Genomic DNA, 18,857 nt, shown 5'->3' on the forward strand with positions numbered 1-18,857 from the left:
TGTCACACGTCCTGCGCGGCCTACGGTCGGACCATGCCTGGAACTCCTCTCGCGGCTCCGCACCCGACGCTCCTCGCGCGGGCCGAGCACTTCATCTGGCTGACGGCCCGCGTGCTCGAACAACGCCGGTTCGCCTATCACTTCCTGCGCGGCGGCGCGGAACCCGTCGAGGTCGCCCTCAACGCGTACCTCAACGAGGACGGAGGCTACGGGCACGCGCTCGAACCGGACCTGCGCGGCCCCGTGAGCCAGCCGCTGCACACCGGGCACGCGCTGCGGATCCTCGACTCGATCGGCCGCTGCGGCGGGCTGCGGGTCGAGCGGATCTGCCGCTACCTCACCGATGTCTCCACGCACGAGGGTGCACTGCCGGCGATCCATCCGTCACTGCGCGGCTACCCCGCCGCGCCGTTCGTCCCGATCGTCGACGATCCGCCCGGCGCCCTGCTGTCCACAGGCCCCGTGGTCGGACTGCTCCACCGGAACCAGGTGTGGCACGCCTGGCTGTTCCGCGCCACCGAGTTCTGCTGGTCGGCGGTCGAGTCCCTGGAGAAGTCCCATCCGTACGAGATCCAGGCGGCGGTCGCCTTCCTCGACGGGGTTCCGGACCGTTCGCGGGCACAGGCGGTGGCCGACCGGCTCGGGCGGCTGGTGCGGGAGCAGCGGCTGGCGGTCCTGGACCCCGAGCGTCTCGACGACTTCCCCGTGGCACCGGGGTACGCGCCGGGTGAGCACCACTTTCCGTACGACTACGCGCGCGTGCCGGACTCCTTGGCCCGCCGCTGGTTCACGGACGAGGAGATGGCACGGTCGCTGGACCACCTCGCCGCCGACCAGCAGGAGGACGGCGGCTGGCCGGTCACCTGGCGCCGGTGGGCCCCGGGAACGGCGCTGGAGGCGCGTCCGACGGTCACCATCGAGGCGTTGCGCACCCTGCGCGCCCACGGGCGACCGATCGACTGACGGCATCGGGCACGGGGCTCACGCCCGCCACGCGGACCGGGTGAACGGCCCGCGGGCGACCGTCAGCCGCCCAGGGCCCTCGCTCCCGCCGTGACCAGCACCGCCGCGGCGACGACGACCAGGAAGGGTGCCCGCAGGACCAGGGCGACGGCTGCCGCGGTGACACCTGCGGCGCGAGCGTCCAGGGTGAGAGCGCCGTCGCTGCTGAAGGTCTGCTGGGCGGTGAGCGCCGCGAGCAGAGCGACCGGCAGCAGGGCGGCAAGGCGTTGGACGAGCGGGCGTTCCAGCGCGCCGGCGGGCACGAGGAGCCCGACCAGCTTGACGAGGTAGCAGCCGACGGCCGTGAGGCCGATCGCGATCCAGACGCTCATCGGGTGTTCTCCTCACAGGTCTCGTCGGTCGTCTCACCGGTGCCACAGGTCTCGTCGATGTCACCGGTCTCATCGATGCCATCGGTCCGGCCTCCCATGTGCCGGCCCCGCAGCCACAGCACGGCCGGCGCGGCGAGCGCCGCCGCCAGGACCGGGACGCCCGCCGGGAGGACGGGCAGCAGCCCGAGGCCCAGGACGACGGCGATCCCCGCGGTGTACCGCTCCGTCGCCGTCTTCAGCATGGGAGCGAGCAACGCCAGGAAGACGGCCGGTCCGGCCGCGTCCAGACCCCAGGCGTCGGTGTCGCCGATGGCCTCCGCCCCGAGGGCGCCCAGCAGGGTCGTCAGGTTCCACAGCGCGTAGAGCGTGATACCGGTGACGGTGAACCCCATCCGCGCGGCCCGTCGCGTCGGCTGCGCGAGCGCCACCGCCGTCGTCTCGTCGATCACCCACTGGGCGGCGAAGGGCTTGGCGGCACGCGGCAGGGCGAGAAGCTGCGACAGCCGCAGCCCGTAGAACGCGTTGCGCGTGCCCAGGAAGAACGCGCCCGCGGCGGCCGTGAACGGGTTCCCGCCCGCCGCGAGCGCCCCGACCAGGGCGAACTGCGAGGCGCCCGTGAAGACGAGCAGGCTGAGGACACAGGTCTGGAGCAGGCTGAGTCCGGATCCCGCGGACGTCACTCCGAAGGCGAAGCCGGAGAGACCGACGGCGATGCCGACCCCGAGCGCGTCGCGTACGACCGCCGAGTCCGCCTTCGTGCTCTCCCGTACGACTGGGGTTGCTGTCTGTTCTGCCACGTGAGGGACGTTACGAGCCCCGGCCACCGGCCGTCTTGTACGTTCTTGCGCCCGCCGCGTTCTGCCCGCCGCCGCCTCGCATGCCACTGCGTTCTTGCACGCCGCCACGTTCTCGCGCCCCGGCGCGGGTTCTACGTTCTGGTGCCCCGCGCACGCTGGTACGCCCCCGGCGGGACGCCGACGCTTCGCGTGAAGTGCCGGTTGAGGTGCGGCTGGTCGGTGAAGCCGACGGCGACGGCCGCTTCCGCCGGCGCCGTACCCGCGTCCAGCAGCCGCCGCGCCCGCCGCACGCGCGCGTCCGTCAGCCAGGTGTGCGGCGGCATCCCGTACGTCTCACGGAAGGCCCGCAGCAGGGCGAAGGGACTGGTGCCGAGCTCGGCGGCGAGACGCTCCAGGGTCGGCGGGTCGGCCATCCGCTCCTCCAGGACGGCACGCGCGCGTACCGCGTTGCTCGCGCCGGCCGAGCGCGGGGGCAGCGGCGACGCCAGGCGGCCCCCGTGGCTGCGCAGCATCCTCGCCGTGACCAGCCTCAGCAGGCTGTCGGCGGCCAGCGCGTTGCCCTCCTCGGCGGCCCGGTGGACCCCGATGACGAGCTGCGCGGCGTACGGATCGTCCACGACGGGTTCGGTGAAGCCGACGGCCCCCCGCAGCGCGATGGTGTCGGCCGCGATCGACCGGATCACCTCCGCGTCCGGGTAGATCGTCCGATAGGTCCAGCCCTCCGGGACGCCCGCGTGCCCGGTGTGCGGGGTGTCCGGGTTGACCAGGGCGATCTGCCCGGGTCCGGCGTGCACGAGGTCGTCGCGGTAGTGGAACGCCTCGACACCCTCCGTGATGGCGGCGAAGACGAAGGTCTCGTGGGTGTGCCGGGCGAAGGCCTTGCGGACGTAGTGGGCATGCAGCAGGTCGACGCCGGGCAGCTCGGAGTACTGCCAGTACCGTGCCCGCTCCCCACTCGACATGCCTCCATTCTGCGCCACCGACCGCTTCGGCATCGAGCGGGTTTCCCCAGGTCCGGGCGGTTGTCAGTGACGGGGTGCACGATGGGTGGCATGGTCAGGTCTGCGCTCGACTCGTTCTCCCCCGCGACCCGCGGCTGGTTCACCGGGGCCTTCCGCGCGCCCACGTCGGCGCAGGAGGGTGCCTGGCAGGCCATCGGCGCGGGTTCGGACGTCCTGGTGGTCGCCCCGACCGGTTCCGGCAAGACCCTGGCCGCCTTCCTCGCTTCCCTGGACCAGCTCGCCTCCACCCCGCCGCCCGCGGACCCCAAGAAGCGCTGCCGGGTGCTGTACGTCTCCCCGCTGAAGGCGCTCGCCGTCGACGTCGAGCGCAATCTGCGCTCCCCGCTGACCGGTATCCGCCAGGAGTCGGTCCGGCTAGGGCTGCCCGAGCCGGACGTACGGGTCGGTATCCGTTCCGGCGACACCCCGCCCGCCAAGCGCCGGGCGCTGGCCACGAAGCCACCGGACATCCTGATCACGACGCCCGAGTCGCTGTTCCTGATGCTGACCTCCGCCACCCGAGAGGCACTGGCCGGGATCGAGACGGTGATCCTGGACGAGGTCCACGCGGTCGCCGGGACCAAGCGCGGCGCCCATCTCGCGCTGTCCCTGGAGCGTCTCGACGAGCTGCTGCCCCGCCCGGCCCGCCGGATCGGTCTGTCGGCGACGGTCCGCCCCGTCGACGAGGTGGCCCGCTATCTCTCCCCGCAGCGCAAGGTGGAGATCGTCCAGCCGCCGTCCGGCAAGGAGTTCGACCTCTCCGTGGTCGTCCCGGTCGAGGACATGGGCGAGCTGGGAGGCTCCCCGGCCTCCGAGGGCACGGACGGCGGCGACAAGCCGTCGATCTGGCCGCATGTCGAGGAGCGGATCGCCGACCTCGTCCAGGCCCATCGCTCCACCATCGTCTTCGCCAACTCCCGCCGGCTCGCGGAGCGGCTCTGCAACCGTCTGAACGAGATCGCCTACGAACGTGCCACCGGCGAGGCCCTTCCGGACGGTCCGCCGCCCGCCGAGATCATGGCCCAGTCCGGTGCCGCCCAGGGCGCGCCCGCCCTGCTCGCCCGCGCCCACCACGGGTCGGTCTCCAAGGAGCAGCGCGCCCAGGTGGAGGAGGACCTCAAGGCGGGCAGGCTGCCCGCCGTGGTGGCCACCTCCAGCCTGGAGCTGGGCATCGACATGGGCGCGGTGGACCTGGTCGTACAGGTCGAGTCGCCTCCCTCGGTCGCCTCCGGACTCCAGCGCGTCGGCCGCGCAGGACACCAGGTCGGGGCCGTCTCCACGGGCGTGGTGTTCCCCAAGTACCGCGGCGACCTGGTCCAGGCGGCCGTGGTCACCGAGCGGATGCGCAGCGGCTCGATCGAGTCGATGCGCATCCCGGCGAACCCGCTGGACGTGCTCGCGCAGCAGCTGGTCGCGATGGTCGCCCTGGACACCTGGCAGGTGGACGACCTGATGGCGACGGTCCGGCGGGCCGCGCCGTTCGCCTCACTGCCCGAGTCCGCGTTCACGGCCGTCCTGGACATGCTGGCAGGCCGCTATCCCTCGGACGCGTTCGCCGAGCTGCGCCCGCGCGTGGTCTGGGACCGGGTCGCCGGCACGGTCACCGGCCGCCCGGGTGCGCAGCGGCTCGCCGTCACCTCGGGCGGCACGATCCCCGACCGGGGCCTCTTCGGGGTCTTCCTCGCGGGCGCCGACCCCAAGAAGGGCGGTGGACGGGTCGGTGAGCTGGACGAGGAGATGGTGTACGAGTCCAGGGTCGGCGATGTCTTCACGCTGGGCACGACCTCCTGGCGGATCGAGGACATCACGCGGGACCGGGTCCTGGTCTCGCCCGCCCCCGGGGTGCCGGGCCGGCTGCCGTTCTGGAAGGGCGACCAGTTGGGTCGCCCGCTCGAACTGGGCCGTGCGGTGGGCGCCTTCCTGCGCGAGGTCGGTTCGCTGGAGACCGAGGACGCCCGGCTGCGGCTGGTCGCCGCGGGCCTGGACGCCTGGGCCGCCGACAATGTGCTGGCGTATCTGGACGAGCAGCGCCAGGCCTGCGGACATGTGCCGGACGACCGCACGATCCTGGTCGAGCGGTTCCGGGACGAGCTCGGCGACTGGCGGGTCGTCATCCACTCCCCCTTCGGGGCCCAGGTGCACGCCCCGTGGGCGCTGGCCCTCGGGGCCCGTCTCGCCGAGCGGTACGGCATGGACGCCCAGGTCATGCATGCGGACGACGGGATCGTGCTGCGCCTGCCGGACGCCGACCTGATGGGCCTCGACCTCCTCGACGACCCTGTGAGCCCGGACCGGCACCTCGACACCACGTACGACTCCGATCAGGCCCCGATCGGTGCGGCGGACGCGCTCTTCGACAAGGGGGAGATCGGGCAGATCGTCACCGACCAGGTCGGCGGCTCCGCCCTGTTCGCCTCCCGCTTCCGCGAGTGCGCCGCGCGGGCCCTGCTGCTGCCCAAGCGCAATCCCGGGAAGCGCACTCCGCTCTGGCAGCAGCGCCAGCGCGCCGCCCAACTGCTGCAGGTGGCGAGCGAGTTCGGTTCCTTCCCGATCGTTCTGGAGGCCGTCCGCGAGTGCCTCCAGGACGTCTTCGACGTCCCCGGGCTCCAGGAGCTGATGGGCGACATCGAGTCCCGGCGCGTCCGCCTGGTCGAGGTGACCACCCCCGAGCCGTCGCCCTTCGCCCGCTCCCTGCTCTTCGGCTATGTCGCCCAGTTCCTGTACGAGGGCGACTCCCCGCTCGCCGAGCGGCGGGCCGCCGCCCTGTCGCTGGACTCCCGCCTTCTCGCCGAGCTGCTCGGCCAGGCGGAGCTGCGGGAGCTGCTCGACGCGGACGTGCTCACCGAGCTGGAGCGGGAGCTCCAGTGGCTCGCCGAGGACCGCCGCATCAAGGACGTGGAGGGTGTCGCCGACGCGCTGCGGGTCCTCGGCCCGCTCACCGAGGCCGAGTTGACCGAGCGCGGGGGCGAGCCCGCCTGGGCACAGGAGCTGGGAGCGGCCCGGCGGGCCATCCGGGTCCGCATCGGCGGAGCCGACCACTGGGCGGCGATCGAGGACGCCGGCCGACTGCGGGACGCCCTGGGCACCGCCCTCCCCGTCGGCGTCCCCGAGGCGTTCACGGAGCCGGTCAAGGACCCGCTCGGCGACCTTCTGGCCCGCCACGCGCGCACCCACGGCCCGTTCACCTCCTCCGCGGCTGCTGCCCGCTTCGGCCTCGGCGCGGCCGTGACCGACGGCGCCCTCCAGCGTCTGGCCGCCGCCGGGCGGGTCGTCCAGGGCGAGTTCCATCCCTCCGGCATCGGCCAGGAGTGGTGCGACGCGGCCGTACTGCGACGCCTGCGCCGCCGCTCGCTCGCCGCACTCCGTCATGAACTGGAGCCCGTGTCCCCCGCGGCGCTCGCCACCTTCCTGCCGCAGTGGCAGCACCTGGGGAGCAACGGCCTGCGCGGGATCGACGGGCTGGCCCGCGCCGTGGAGCAGTTGCAGGGCGCGCCCGTGCCGGCCTCGGCCCTGGAGAAGCTGATCCTGCCGTCCCGGGTCAGGGACTACTCCCCCGCGCTGCTCGACGAGCTGACCACGACCGGCGAGGTCGTCTGGGCCGGTGCGGGCGCGCTGCCCGGCAAGGACGGCTGGGTCTCCCTCTACCTCGCCGACGCGGCGCCCCTGCTGCTGCCGCCCGCGCACCCGCTCGAGACCACCGCGCTCCACGAGTCGGTGCTGACCACCCTGTCCGGCGGGTACGGTCTGTTCTTCCGTCAGATCGCCGACCAGGTACGGGCCACCACCCACCCGGACGTCACCGATCCCCAACTGGCGGACGCGGTCTGGGATCTGGCCTGGTCGGGACGGCTCACCAACGACACCCTCGCGCCGCTGCGCTCCCTCCTCGGCTCCGGCCGTACGGCGGGGTCCACGGCCCACCGCGCCAAGCGCACGGTCCCGCGTGGCCGTTACGGCACGCTCACCGCGGCAGCCCGACCGGCCTCACGGACCGGTCCGCCCACCGTCAGCGGTCGCTGGTCGCTGCTGCCGCCCGCGGAGCCGGAGCCGACCCATCGCGCCCACGCGCTCGCCCGCACGCTTCTGGACCGGCACGGCGTGGTCACCCGTGGCGCGGTGGCCGCCGAGGGTGTCGAGGGCGGCTTCTCCGCCATGTACCGCATCCTGTCGGCCTTCGAGGACAGCGGGCAGGCCCGCCGCGGCTATGTGGTGGAGGGGCTCGGCGCCGCCCAGTTCGCGATGGACGGAGCCGTCGACCGGCTGCGCGCGGCGGCGACCGCCCGGGATCGCGGCGCGGAGGCGGGCGCCGGCCCGCGCGCGGTGGTCCTGGCGGCGGCCGACCCCGCCAACGCGTACGGGGCGGCACTGCCCTGGCCCGAGCCGCCGACCGGCGCCGGGCACAAGCCGGGCCGCAAGGCCGGCTCGATGGTCGTCCTGGTCGACGGGGAGCTGACGCTGTACATGGAGCGCGGCGGCAAGACCCTGCTGTCCTGGCCCACCGACCCTGACGACCCCGCGCTGAGAACCGCGGCCGAGTCCCTGGCCTCGGCCGCCCTCGCGGGATCCCTCGGCACGGTCACGGTGGAGCGCGTCAACGGAACCGCCGCTCTCACCTCTCCCCTCGCCCGTCCGCTGGAAGCCGCCGGCTTCCACGCCACGCCGCGGGGGCTGCGCCTCCGCCCGTGACCGACCGATGATGGAGTCATGCCCGAAGGAGACACCGTCTGGCAGACAGCCCGCCGACTGCACTCCGCGCTCGCCGGACGCGTCCTGACCCGGTCGGATCTGCGCGTGCCCCGTTTCGCCACCGCCGATCTGACCGGCCGTGCGGTCCTGGATGTGACGCCACGCGGCAAGCACCTGCTCACCCGCTTCGACGGCGGCCTGACCCTCCACTCGCATCTACGGATGGAGGGCTCATGGCGAGTGTTCGCTACTGGTGAGCGCTGGCGCGGCGGCCCCGCCCACCAGATCCGGGCGATCCTCGGCAACGAGGAGCACACCGCGGTCGGCTACCGCCTCCCCGTGCTCGAACTGATCCGCACCACCGACGAGCACGATGTCGTGGGCCACCTCGGACCCGACCTCCTCGGCCCGGACTGGGACCCGACGGAGGCTGTCCGCAGGCTCACCGCCGACCCCACCCGCACCCTGGGCGAGGCCCTCCTGGACCAGCGGAATCTGGCGGGCATCGGCAACGTCTACAAGTCGGAGCTGGCCTTCCTCGCCGCGGTCACCCCCTGGCTCCCGGTCGGCGAACTGCCGCCCGGCGTCCCCGAGCGGCTCGTGGCAACCGCCCATCGCCTCCTCGAAGCGAACAAGGACCGCCCCGACCGCCGCACGACCACGACCCGGCAGCCCGCGCACCATCTCCACGTCTACGGCCGCGAGCACCACCCCTGCCTGCGCTGCGGCGCCGCCATCCGCAGGGCCGAGCTCGGCGAGCGCGTCACCTACTGGTGCCCCGGCTGCCAGAAGGGTCCCTCCGGGGAATCCCCGCACATCAATTGACGGTCTGTCAGATTCGGTCGTACGGTCCGGTCATGGCCCTCACGGCGTACGACCTCACCGGCCGCACCGCGTTCGTCACCGGCGCAGCGAGCGGGATCGGCCGCGCGACCGCCGCGCTCCTCGCGGAGGCGGGCGCGACCGTCCACTGCGCGGATCTCGACGAAGTCGGCCTCCGCGGAACCGCGGATCTCGTCGAGAAACGGGGCGGCACGGCACACACGCACATCCTCGACGTCACCGACCGCGCCGCCCTCGCCGCCGCCGTCGCGAGCGCCGGCCCGCTGCACACGATGGCGGCCGTCGCCGGAATCATGCACACCAGCACGGTCCTGGAGACCCGTGACGAGGATCTGGACCGTGTTCTCGGGGTCAATTTCAAGGGTGTCCTCTACGCCTGCCAGGAGGCGGCCGGCTCGATGATCGCGAGCGGGACCCGTGGCTCCATCGTCACGATGGCCTCGGGCGCGATGGACACCGCGAGCCCGGGCCTGCTCTGCTACAGCGTCACGAAGGCCGCCGTCGTGCAGCTGACCAAGACCCTGGCCACGGAGGTCGGACGGCACGGCATCCGGGTCAACGCGATCGCCCCCGGCTGGATCCGAACCCCCATGACCGACCGCCACGAGCCGGCCGCGCAGCAGCAGGCGGAGACGGCCATGGCCCGCCACTCCCCCCTGGGTCGGGTGGGCGAGCCGGAGGACATCGCGCACGCGGTCCTCCACCTCGCCTCCGACGCGGCGTCGTTCACGACGGGTCAGATCCTCCGCCCCAACGGCGGGGTCGCGATGCCGTGGTGACCGGTGCGCCCCCCGTGCGCTCCGCCGGCCCGCCGTCGCGTGCTGTGCCGCCCGCGGCGGCTGACGGCGCGACGTGCACCGGCAGCAGACTCAACCCCCAGCCACCGGCAGCGACCGCCCCCTCCACCAGTCCCGAGTGCTCCGGGACCAGCACCAGTCGCAGCACCGCCCACCACCACAGCCCGCCGGCCACCAGCCCGCCCGCGATCCACGCGGGCGTCACCAGCGGAACCCGTCGCCGCTCCATGGCCGCCTCCTCCGGTCGACGCTAGACCGGGCGTATCGCACGACGGGAGGGCGCACCGGAGGCAGACCCGGCGCACGCCCAGCACGACATGCGCGGCGCCCGCGGCCCGCTCGGCACCCGCGCCACGCCTAGGCGCTCTCCGCCTGGAACATCCACGCGTGCTTCTCGAGGTCGGCCGTCAGACCGATGAGGATGTCCTGAGTGACCGGATCGGGGTCCTCGGTCACCTTGATGCGCTCTCGCATCCGTACGACCACGGAACCGAGCGCATCGACCAGGATCCCGACGGCGTCCCCGTCCTTGATCCACCCCTCGGGGACGGACACGGTACCGATCGCGCTCGTCGACGCGACCGTCGCGGAACGCCCGTCAGGGTTCACGCCGATCGCGGAGGCACGTTCCGCCACGATGTCGGAGTGCTGACGCGCGGTGACCACGACCTCGTCGAGCTGCAGATGAACGGAGCGGAAGCGTGGCCCGACCACGTTCCAGTGCACCTGCTTGGCCACCAGGGCGAGATCGACGAGGTCGACCAGCGCGCCCTGCAGGGCGCCGCCGACCGTCTTGAGGTCGGCGTCGGACAGCGAGCTCTTGACGACAGACATGCGGGATCTCCAACCAGTCGTACGTTCCTCCCCACCATGGCATGAACCCATGAAACCGGGCATCTCGGAATAAATAAGAGCAAAACAACAAGATGACGCCCGAAACACGACGAAAGCCCCGGCTGGCGTCCAATGGAGGACACCATCCGGGGCTTTCGCCCACTTCGGTTCAGGCAGCGACGACGTCCACCGCTTCTGCGGGCGCCTTGATGGTCACCCGCTCGGTGGGCACACCTGCCACCGACGTCACCGACACCGAATTGAGCATCGGGCGACGTACCGGCGCGGGCACCGGTTCGCTCGCCGCTGCAGACTCGGCCAGTTCGGCCAGCGACAGCTCGTCGCTCACTTCACGCATGAGCTCGGACATCCGTACGTCAAGCGCGTCGCAGATCGCGGAGAGCAGCTCGGAGGAAGCCTCCTTCTGCCCCCGCTCCACCTCGGAGAGATAGCCGAGCGAAACTCGGGCGGACGAGGAGACTTCGCGCAGAGTACGGCCCTGGCGCTGGCGCTGCCGACGCAGCACGTCACCCAACAGGCGACGGAGCAGAATCATCGGTGGCTCCCTCCTCGGACCGCGTAGCCGCATCCTTCACGCCCCACCGTACCGCCTCGCGCTGCGGCCGTGCGGGGAGCGATGTCGTGTTCACTCAGGGCTGCAAACATCAATTCCCCCCGTTCTGTTCCGTATCCTGTGCCCGCGCATTTCCCGAGAGTTCGTCGCCGAGCAGTTCCAGCACGCTCCGTACACTCTCTCTACGGATTTCCGCACGGCCGCCGTTCAACCGCAATGCGGCCACTTTCCCGGCTCCGACGGGTCCCGCGACGGCCACGTACACCGTTCCGACGGGCTGTCCGTCCTGCGGATCGGGCCCGGCGACGCCGGTCGTCGCGATCCCCCAGTCGGCGCCCAGTCGCCGGCGCGCACCGGCCGCCATCTGCAGCGCGACCTCGGGATCGACCGCTCCACGCTCGGCCAGAAGGGTCCTGTCGACCCCCAGGAGTTCGTGCTTGAGGGCCGTGGCGTACGCGGTGACGGACCCGCGGAAGTTCTTCGATGCTCCGGGTGCCCCCGTGAGCTCCGCGGCCACCAGGCCGCCCGTGAGGGACTCCGCGGCGGCCACTGTGTGACCACGCTCCGCGAGCAGTTCCAGCACCCGGGCGGCTTCGTTCATCGCGCCGACCCCGCCGCCGGTCCCTTCGCGGACGCCCCGGAACCCCCGGGAACCTCGGGCGCCTCGGCCTCCGGCCCCGTGGCGGGCTGCCCCGGAACGGACTCACCGACCGACCCGCCGACGGACTCGCCGCCCGAGGTACCCGAGTCGCCCGACCCTGCGACCGGCCCATCGCCCGCGCCGACCGAACTGTCGCCCGAACCGCCGACCGCCCCTCCGCCGGACTGCGCGGCGCGTTCCGCCAGCCCCTTGCGTCGCAGGACGATCGCCTCTCGTACATAGTCCAGAGCGGTGACGACCGTCAGCACGACGGCCACCGCCATCACCCAGAAGCGCAAGGTGGCGAGTGGACCGGTGAGCACCAGCACGTACATGCCGACCGCCGTGCCCTGCGCCAGCGTCTTCATCTTGCCGCCGCGGCTGGCCGGGATGACCCCGTGCCGGATCACCCAGAACCGCATCAGCGTGATGCCCAGCTCACGCGCGAGAATCACGGCCGTCACCCACCAGGGCAGGTCCCCGAGCGACGACAGACAGATCAGCCCCGCGGCCATGATCGCCTTGTCGGCGATCGGGTCGGCGATCTTCCCGAAGTCCGTGACCAGGTTGTACGTCCGCGCCAGATGGCCGTCGAAGACGTCCGTGATCATGGCGACGGCGAACGCGGCCCATGCCCAGGCACGCCAGACCGGGTCGTGCCCACCGTCCTGGAGCAGCAGCACCACGAAGGCCGGCACGAGTACCAGGCGGATCATGGTGAGGATGTTCGCGATGTTCCAGAGGCCCGCCTGGTCGACGGCCTTGGCTCCCCCTGCGCCCTGCGGGCGAGGGGGGACCCCCAGCTTGCCGCCGGGCGCGGGCCTACCGGTCCCGCCCGAAGCGGATGCCGGGACTCCGGTCATCTGCCCGCCTCCTCAAAAAGACACTCGGCCACCAGGTCGACGCCTTCCGTTCCCACGACCTTCGCCACGACCATACGGCCGGGAGCGAGATCCCGGCCGTCGACCGAGTCCGTGGTGATGACGACCTGCCCGTCCGTCTCGGGCGCCTGGTGGGCCGCACGGCCGATCACGCCGTCCTCCTCGTCGATCGATTCGACGAGTACTTCCAGGGTCTCTCCGATCCGCTCCTCCGCACGCTGGGCGGTGAGCTCCTCGGCGAGCCGTGAGAGATGGGCGAGCCGCTCGTCGACGACCTCCTGGTCGAGCTTGTGCTCGTACGTGGCGGCTTCCGTGCCGTCCTCGTCGGAGTAGCCGAAGACGCCGATGGCGTCGAGTCGGGCGTGGGTGATGAAGCGTTCCAGCTCAGCGAAGTCCGCCTCGGTCTCGCCGGGGAAGCCGACGATGAAGTTGGACCGGGCGCCGGCCGTCGGGGCCTTGTCACGGATCGTGCCCAGGAGCTCCAGGAAGCGGTCGGTATCGCCGAAGCGGCGCATGGCCCGGAGCACGTCGGGGGCGCTGTGCTGGAAGGACAGGTCGAAGTACGGGGCGACCTTCTCGGTCGACGTCAGAACGTCGATGAGGCCGGGGCGCATCTCGGCGGGCTGGAGGTAGCTGACCCGTACCCGCTCGATGCCGTCGACGGCCGCGAGGTCGGGCAGCAGGCTCTCCAGGAGGCGGATGTCGCCCAGGTCCTTGCCGTAGGAGGTGTTGTTCTCGGAGACCAGCATGATCTCCTTCACGCCCTGCTCGGCGAGCCAGCGCGTCTCGTTCAGGACGTCGGAGGGACGTCGCGAGACGAAGGAGCCGCGGAAGGACGGGATGGCGCAGAAGGAGCAGCGGCGGTCGCAGCCGGAGGCGAGCTTCACCGAGGCGACGGGGCTGCGGTCCAGCCGGCGCCGCAGCGGGGCGCGCGGGCCGGAGGCCGGGGCGAGTCCCTCGGGGAGGTCGGTCGGCACGTTCTCGGGCTCCTCCACGGCGCCGTGGCCCGGGAGGGCGACCTCGGCGGCGGCCTGCTGCCGCTCCACCGGGGACAGCGGAAGCAGCTTGCGCCGGTCGCGCGGGGTGTGGGCCTCCACACTGCCACCGCTGAGGATGGTCTGGAGGCGGCCGGAGATGTCGGCGTAGTCGTCGAAGCCGAGCACACCGTCGGCCTCGGGCAGCGCCTCGGCGAGCTCCTTGCCGTACCGCTCGGCCATGCAGCCGACGGCGACGACGGCCTGGGTCTTGCCGTGATCCTTCAGATCATTGGCTTCGAGGAGGGCGTCGACGGAGTCCTTCTTGGCGGCCTCGACGAATCCACAGGTGTTGACGACGGCTACATCCGCGTCCTCGGCGTTCTCGACGAGCTCCCAGCCGTCCGCTGCCAAGCGGCCTGCGAGCTCCTCCGAGTCCACCTCGTTACGGGCGCAGCCAAGAGTGACAAGGGCGACGGTACGGCGTTCGGGCATGGGCTCAAGACTACTTCGTCCTGGCCGTACCCCCGCCGCGCAGGGTTCACCTGCGCGACGGCTGCCCGGAACCTCATCCGGACTCGGGGGCACCCTTGGTGTACGAGAGCCGCTCGACGGCACCCGACTCGAACTTCTCTTCGATCTTCTTGCCGTTCACGAAGAGCTCGATCGGGCCGGCGTTGCCGAGGATCAGGTCGACGCGCTCGTCGTCCTGGAAGGTCTTGGACTCGCCCTTGAGGAGGAGCCCGTCGAAGAGCAGCTTGCCGTCGCTCGCCTTGGCCGAGATCCAGCTCTTGTCGTCGACCGCGGTGAGCTTGACCGTGACCTTGTCCTTCGGGACCGCCGCGATGGCGCTGCCGGTGGGGACCGGCTTCGGGGTCTTGGTCGGTTTCGTGGTGGGAGCGGTGGTCTTCTTGTCGGGGGCCGGGCCCTCGGCCACCGCGCCACCGGTGTTCGTCGTGTCGTTCCCGTTGAACATCGTGAAGCCGACGAAACCGACGACGGCGACGATCGCGGCCACCATGGCGGCGGTCCAGTTGGGACGGCGCGGCTCGGGGCGGATGCGTTCCGCCTCGAAGAGGGGTGCGGCGGGGGTGGGCGCGGGCCGGCCGCCGTGGTCGGCGTCGTACTGCTCGATGAGAGCCGAGGGATCGAGTCCCACGGCACGCGCGAGCGTACGAATGTGACCGCGGGCGTAGACATCGCCGCCGCAGCGCGTGAAGTCGTCCTCCTCGATCGCGTGAACGATCGGGATACGGACGCGCGTGGAGGCACTGACCTCTTCGACGGTGAGACCGGCGGCGATCCGGGCCTGCTGGAGAGCACGACCGATCGAATCCCGGTCGTCTGCCGGGAAGTTCCGGTCGTCTTCGGGGGATTCGGGGGAGTTGCCGATGGACACGAGAGCGCCTTTCGAGCGTGTAACCACCTGCTGGATGTTCAGTCTATGGGTGGTACGAAAGGGTGGGGCAACCGGGCGGACGCAGTTTGTACGCCATGAGGCTGGGACATCGTTCTGTCCCTCCCTCCAACTTGACGAACGTCCAAGGGAAACGGTTGCCCAAGTTCCCTTACGAGTGAGTCTCGGCCAGGTCTCGTTATGGCGAGACCCACCCGCGGATCAGGCCCGCGACTCCCCCGCGGACCATGCCGGGAACATCCGCCGATCGGGTGCCGGACTCCCGCGGTCTCACTCCCCGGACTCCCCTCGAATGACGGCCAGTACCCCGTCCAGCTCATCCGGCTTGACGAGCACGTCGCGCGCCTTGGACCCCTCGCTCGGCCCGACGATGTTCCGCGACTCCATCAGGTCCATCAGTCGCCCGGCCTTGGCGAAGCCGACGCGCAGCTTGCGCTGGAGCATCGAGGTCGAGCCGAACTGCGTGGAGACGACCAGTTCGGCCGCCTGGCACAGCAGGTCCAGGTCGTCGCCGATCTCCTCGTCGATCTCCTTCTTCTGCTTGGTCCCGACGGTGACGTCGTCCCGGAAGACCGGCGCCATCTGGTCCTTGCAGTGCTGCACGACGGCCGCGACCTCGGCCTCGGTGACGAAGGCACCCTGCATCCGGACGGGCTTGTTCGCGCCCATCGGCAGGAACAGACCGTCACCCTTTCCGATGAGCTTCTCGGCGCCCGGCTGGTCGAGGATGACCCGGCTGTCGGCGAGCGAGGAGGTCGCGAAGGCGAGCCGCGAGGGCACGTTCGCCTTGATCAGACCGGTGACGACGTCCACCGAGGGCCGCTGGGTGGCGAGCACGAGATGGATGCCGGCGGCGCGGGCCAACTGGGTGATGCGGACGATGGCGTCCTCGACGTCCCGGGGCGCGACCATCATCAGGTCGGCCAGCTCATCCACGATCACCAGCAGGTAGGGATAGGTCTTGAGCTCACGCTCGCTGCCCTCGGGCAGCTTGACCTTGCCGTTGCGGATGGCCTCGTTGAAGTCGTCGATGTGCCGGAAGCCGAAGGCGGCCAGGTCGTCGTAGCGCAGGTCCATCTCGCGTACGACCCACTGCAGGGCCTCGGCGGCCCGCTTGGGGTTGGTGATGATCGGCGTGATCAGGTGAGGGATGCCCTCGTACGCGGTGAGCTCGACCCGCTTGGGGTCGACGAGCACCATCCGGACGTCCTCGGGGGTCGCTCTTATCATGATCGACGTGATCAGGCAGTTGATGCACGAGGACTTTCCGGAGCCGGTGGCACCGGCGACCAGAACGTGCGGCATCTTCGCCAGGTTGGCCATCTCGTAGCCGCCCTCGACGTTCTTGCCGAGCGCGACCAGCATCGGATGGTCGTCCTCCGCGGCCGCGGCCAGGCGCAGCACGTCGCCGAGGTTGACCATCTCCCGGTCGGAGTTCGGAATCTCGATGCCGACCGCGGACTTGCCGGGGATCGGCGAGATGATCCGGACGTCCGGTGAGGCCACGGCGTACGCGATGTTCTTCGTCAGGGCCGTGATCTTCTCGACCTTCACGGCCGGACCGAGCTCGACCTCGTACCGCGTGACCGTCGGCCCCCGGGTGAATCCGGTGACAGCCGCGTCGACCTTGAACTCGGTGAAGACGTTGGAGAGCGAGTCCACCACGGCGTCGTTCGCCGCGCTGCGCGTCTTGCCCGGGCCACCACGCTCCAGCAGGTCGAGCGAGGGGAGGGCGTAGGTGATGTCCCCGGAGAGCTGCAGCTGCTCCGCCCGGGGAGGCAGCTCGGTGTGCTCGGGCGCCGGCTTGGTCAGATCCGGTACGGCTCCGGGGATGCGCCCGGCCTTCTCGCCGCGGGCGGTCGGCACCGGGGCGGCGGGCGGAGCCCCGGCCGCTTCGGCGGCGGCCGCGGCCAGGGCGGCGGCCCGCTCGGCGGTGACGTCCCGGGTCAGGTCGGCGACCAGCGGCGAGGGCGGCATCCCGTTGAGCACGGCGCCGTCGAGGGCGGCGGCCGCCGCGGCTGCCACGTCCACCGCGTCCATGGGACGGTCGAAGGCGGGCTGCACCGAGGGGCGGCGCGGGCGGCTGCGCCGGGTGAGCGCCTCCTCCTCGGCCCGGTCCACGTCGTAGACCTGGGCGGGTCCGGGGGCGCCGCGCCGGGAGCGGGCGGCGGGCTGCGGGGCGGCCTCGCGCCAGTCCTCGTCGTACGTCTCCTCGGCCTCGGGGTCGTCCGCGGGCTCGACGACGCCGAGCCTGGCTCCGAGCGCGCGCAGCCGCTGCGGGATGGCGTTGACGGGGGTTGCGGTGACGACCAGGAGCCCGAAGATCGTGAGCAGGACCAGCAGGGGTACGGCGAGGACCTCGCCCATCATGAAGACGAGCGGCTTGGACGCGGCCCAGCCGATCAGGCCGCCGGCGTCCTGCATGGCCTCGGTGCCCTCGCCGCGCCCCGGGGAGCCGCAGGCGATGTGGACCTGTCCGAGCACACCGAGGACGAGGGCGGACAGGCCGATCACGATCCGGCCGTTGGCCTCGGGCTTCTCCGGGTAGAGGATCAGCCGGATGCCGATGGCGCCGACCAGCAGCGGCACGAGCAGGTCGAGGCGGCCGAAGGCGCCGGTGACGAGCATCTCGACGAGGTCGCCGACCGGGCCGCGCAGATTGGACCAGGTCCCGGCGGCGACGATCAGCGCGACGCCGAGCAGCAGCAGCGCCATGCCGTCCTTGCGGTGCGCCGGGTCGAGACCCTTCGCTCCGCGTCCTATGCCCCGGAACATCGCTCCCACCGCGTGCGCGAGGCCGAGCCACAGTCCGCGGGCGAGCCGGTAGACGCCCCCGGTCGGGGACGGCGCGGGCTTGGGGGCCGCCTTCTTCGCCGCGGTCTTCTTGGTGGGCGCGCGCTTCGCCGGCGCGGCCTTCTTGGCCGCGGTCTTCTTCGCGGGGGGCTTGGCAGGGGACTTCGCGGGCGCCGCTTTCTTCGCAGCGCCAGTCGTACGGCCGGCGCGCGGCTTCGCGGTGCCCGCCGCGCCCTGGGAACCTTTGCCGGACGTACGTGAGGCCATGATGCTGAGGTTACCGGTGTGAGCGGCGAGGGACACGTGCGTGTCCGGGCTCACCCGTTCGTGTCGTGCTTGCCTGGGCACGAAACTGACGCCCGCTCACCACGGGCACCGAATGGCTGATGGTGCGTCAGCTCTGCGAGGGAAGGACGGGCGGCCCGCCGGTGCCGGGCTCCAGCGCGTCGAGCGCCCGCCGCAGCCCGGTGAGCTTGCGCTCCAGATGGGCGGCGGTGGCGACGGCCGCCGCGTCGGCGGAGTCGTCGTCGAGCTGTTTGGACAGGGCTTCGGCCTGCTCCTCGACCGCGGCGAGGCGGGCGGAGAGTTCGGCGAGCAGCCCGGCCGACTCCTTGGCGTGGCCGCCGTGGCCGCTGCCGCCCTCCAGTTGGAGGCGGAGCAGCGCGGCCTGCTCGCGCAGCTGACAGTTCTTCATGTACAGCTCGACGAAGACCGAGACCTTGGCGCGCAGCACCCACGGGTCGAACGGCTTGGAGATGTAGTCGACCGCGCCCGCGGCGTAGCCACGGAAGGTGTGGTGCGGGCCGTGGTTGATCGCGGTGAGGAAGATGATCGGAATGTCCCGGGTCCGCTCGCGCCGCTTGATGTGCGCGGCGGTCTCGAATCCGTCCATTCCGGGCATCTGGACATCCAGCAGAATGACCGCGAAATCGTCGGTCAGCAGCGCCTTGAGCGCTTCCTCCCCGGACGATGCCCGCACCAGCGTCTGATCGAGCGCGGAGAGAATGGCCTCCAGCGCCAGCAGATTCTCCGGCCGGTCATCGACCAGGAGGATCTTGGCCTTCTGCACCATGCCCCGTCCTCCTCGCCCCGGCATCGGCTCTCCCCGACTCGCCGAGCCGGGGGAAGCACCGGGCGCCGCCCCAGAAGACGACTCCCATGCGCCGTCCGTCCTTGTGCCGGTCATGGTAGCCGCACCCCGCCTGTCGCCACACCCTGTCACCGCGATGTCACTGTGCACGAAGCAGAAACGCGGTGAGAGACCAGAAGGTTCCCCGAATAGCGCG

At 71.7% G+C, this 18,857-nt stretch carries 16 protein-coding genes; 4 read left to right on the forward strand and 12 right to left on the reverse strand.

The annotated features are described in order from the left end of the window. Nucleotides 1-33 precede the first annotated feature (33 nt). The gene (locus tag ACZ561_RS25915) at nt 34-963 is read left to right on the forward strand and encodes a hypothetical protein (protein WP_470999290.1); all 930 of its coding nucleotides are present in this window, start codon (nt 34-36) and stop codon (nt 961-963) included. 62 nt (nt 964-1,025) lie between these two features. Here the strand turns inward: ACZ561_RS25915 and ACZ561_RS25920 are convergent, their stop codons facing one another. The 3 genes from ACZ561_RS25920 to ACZ561_RS25930 form a co-directional block, all read right to left on the reverse strand. Further along, entirely contained in the window at nt 1,026-1,334 is a 309-nt protein-coding gene (locus tag ACZ561_RS25920; RefSeq protein WP_470999292.1) for an AzlD domain-containing protein, read from the reverse strand. Beyond that, a complete protein-coding gene (locus ACZ561_RS25925; RefSeq protein ID WP_470999294.1) occupies nt 1,331-2,131 on the reverse strand; it encodes an AzlC family ABC transporter permease in 801 nt (266 codons plus the stop codon). The genes ACZ561_RS25920 and ACZ561_RS25925 overlap by 4 nt, the downstream gene beginning before the upstream one ends. Before the next feature lie 131 nt (nt 2,132-2,262). Then, nucleotides 2,263-3,093: an AraC family transcriptional regulator gene (locus tag ACZ561_RS25930; protein ID WP_470999296.1), complete on the reverse strand. Its 831-nt coding sequence runs from the start codon at nt 3,091-3,093 to the stop codon at nt 2,263-2,265. Nucleotides 3,094-3,183: 90 nt separating this feature from the next. Here ACZ561_RS25930 and ACZ561_RS25935 point away from each other — a divergent pair, with 90 nt between their 5' ends. The 3 genes from ACZ561_RS25935 to ACZ561_RS25945 are packed head-to-tail and all read left to right on the forward strand — an operon-like array spanning nt 3,184 to nt 9,440. Continuing rightward, nucleotides 3,184-7,818: an ATP-dependent helicase gene (locus tag ACZ561_RS25935; RefSeq protein ID WP_470999298.1), complete on the forward strand. Its 4,635-nt coding sequence runs from the start codon at nt 3,184-3,186 to the stop codon at nt 7,816-7,818. A gap of 18 nt (nt 7,819-7,836) precedes the next feature. Continuing rightward, the gene (locus ACZ561_RS25940; protein WP_470999300.1) at nt 7,837-8,643 is read left to right on the forward strand and encodes an Fpg/Nei family DNA glycosylase; all 807 of its coding nucleotides are present in this window, start codon (nt 7,837-7,839) and stop codon (nt 8,641-8,643) included. A 32-nt stretch (nt 8,644-8,675) separates the two neighbouring features. Beyond that, a complete protein-coding gene (locus ACZ561_RS25945; RefSeq protein WP_470999302.1) occupies nt 8,676-9,440 on the forward strand; it encodes an SDR family NAD(P)-dependent oxidoreductase in 765 nt (254 codons plus the stop codon). Here ACZ561_RS25945 and ACZ561_RS25950 read toward each other — a convergent pair. The 9 genes from ACZ561_RS25950 to ACZ561_RS25990 form a co-directional block, all read right to left on the reverse strand. Further along, nucleotides 9,388-9,687, reverse strand: coding sequence for a hypothetical protein (locus tag ACZ561_RS25950; RefSeq protein WP_470999304.1), 300 nt, complete (start codon nt 9,685-9,687; stop codon nt 9,388-9,390). The genes ACZ561_RS25945 and ACZ561_RS25950 overlap by 53 nt on opposite strands. A 128-nt stretch (nt 9,688-9,815) precedes the next feature. Continuing rightward, nucleotides 9,816-10,292, reverse strand: coding sequence for a Dps family protein (locus ACZ561_RS25955; protein ID WP_470999306.1), 477 nt, complete (start codon nt 10,290-10,292; stop codon nt 9,816-9,818). 169 nt (nt 10,293-10,461) lie between these two features. After that, on the reverse strand, nt 10,462-10,848 hold the full coding sequence (locus tag ACZ561_RS25960; RefSeq protein WP_352018529.1) for a helix-turn-helix domain-containing protein: 387 nt from the start codon (nt 10,846-10,848) through the stop codon (nt 10,462-10,464). 109 nt (nt 10,849-10,957) lie between these two features. Then, on the reverse strand, nt 10,958-11,467 hold the full coding sequence (locus ACZ561_RS25965; RefSeq protein WP_470999308.1) for a CinA family protein: 510 nt from the start codon (nt 11,465-11,467) through the stop codon (nt 10,958-10,960). After that, nucleotides 11,464-12,369: a CDP-diacylglycerol--glycerol-3-phosphate 3-phosphatidyltransferase gene (gene pgsA, locus ACZ561_RS25970; RefSeq protein WP_470999310.1), complete on the reverse strand. Its 906-nt coding sequence runs from the start codon at nt 12,367-12,369 to the stop codon at nt 11,464-11,466. The genes ACZ561_RS25965 and pgsA overlap by 4 nt, the downstream gene beginning before the upstream one ends. Continuing rightward, complete coding sequence (rimO, locus tag ACZ561_RS25975; RefSeq protein ID WP_470999312.1) at nt 12,366-13,856, reverse strand: 30S ribosomal protein S12 methylthiotransferase RimO; 1,491 nt, start codon at nt 13,854-13,856, stop codon at nt 12,366-12,368. Before rimO ends, pgsA begins: the two co-directional genes overlap by 4 nt. A gap of 73 nt (nt 13,857-13,929) precedes the next feature. Continuing rightward, the gene (locus ACZ561_RS25980) at nt 13,930-14,760 is read right to left on the reverse strand and encodes a helix-turn-helix domain-containing protein (RefSeq protein ID WP_470999314.1); all 831 of its coding nucleotides are present in this window, start codon (nt 14,758-14,760) and stop codon (nt 13,930-13,932) included. Nucleotides 14,761-15,048: 288 nt separating this feature from the next. After that, nucleotides 15,049-17,838 (reverse strand): DNA translocase FtsK, encoded by a 2,790-nt coding sequence (locus ACZ561_RS25985; RefSeq protein WP_470999316.1) that lies wholly within the window; start codon nt 17,836-17,838, stop codon nt 15,049-15,051. Between the two features lie 127 nt (nt 17,839-17,965). Next, complete coding sequence (locus tag ACZ561_RS25990; protein ID WP_376439115.1) at nt 17,966-18,643, reverse strand: response regulator; 678 nt, start codon at nt 18,641-18,643, stop codon at nt 17,966-17,968. Nucleotides 18,644-18,857 lie beyond the last annotated feature (214 nt).

Source organism: Streptomyces sp. NPDC039609 (genome assembly GCF_055596705.1).

Bases quoted from the DNA above. Each gene is read 5' to 3' on its own strand.
- ACZ561_RS25915 (WP_470999290.1), top strand. From the start codon at position 34: ATGCCTGGAACTCCTCTCGCGGCTCCGCACCCGACGCTCCTCGCGCGG.
- ACZ561_RS25920 (WP_470999292.1), bottom strand. From the start codon at position 1,334: ATGAGCGTCTGGATCGCGATCGGCCTCACGGCCGTCGGCTGCTACCTC.
- ACZ561_RS25930 (WP_470999296.1), bottom strand. From the start codon at position 3,093: ATGTCGAGTGGGGAGCGGGCACGGTACTGGCAGTACTCCGAGCTGCCC.
- ACZ561_RS25935 (WP_470999298.1), top strand. From the start codon at position 3,184: ATGGTCAGGTCTGCGCTCGACTCGTTCTCCCCCGCGACCCGCGGCTGG.
- ACZ561_RS25940 (WP_470999300.1), top strand. From the start codon at position 7,837: ATGCCCGAAGGAGACACCGTCTGGCAGACAGCCCGCCGACTGCACTCC.
- ACZ561_RS25945 (WP_470999302.1), top strand. From the start codon at position 8,676: ATGGCCCTCACGGCGTACGACCTCACCGGCCGCACCGCGTTCGTCACC.
- ACZ561_RS25950 (WP_470999304.1), bottom strand. From the start codon at position 9,687: ATGGAGCGGCGACGGGTTCCGCTGGTGACGCCCGCGTGGATCGCGGGC.
- ACZ561_RS25955 (WP_470999306.1), bottom strand. From the start codon at position 10,292: ATGTCTGTCGTCAAGAGCTCGCTGTCCGACGCCGACCTCAAGACGGTC.
- ACZ561_RS25960 (WP_352018529.1), bottom strand. From the start codon at position 10,848: ATGATTCTGCTCCGTCGCCTGTTGGGTGACGTGCTGCGTCGGCAGCGC.
- ACZ561_RS25965 (WP_470999308.1), bottom strand. From the start codon at position 11,467: ATGAACGAAGCCGCCCGGGTGCTGGAACTGCTCGCGGAGCGTGGTCAC.
- pgsA (WP_470999310.1), bottom strand. From the start codon at position 12,369: ATGACCGGAGTCCCGGCATCCGCTTCGGGCGGGACCGGTAGGCCCGCG.
- rimO (WP_470999312.1), bottom strand. From the start codon at position 13,856: ATGCCCGAACGCCGTACCGTCGCCCTTGTCACTCTTGGCTGCGCCCGT.
- ACZ561_RS25985 (WP_470999316.1), bottom strand. From the start codon at position 17,838: ATGGCCTCACGTACGTCCGGCAAAGGTTCCCAGGGCGCGGCGGGCACC.
- ACZ561_RS25990 (WP_376439115.1), bottom strand. From the start codon at position 18,643: ATGGTGCAGAAGGCCAAGATCCTCCTGGTCGATGACCGGCCGGAGAAT.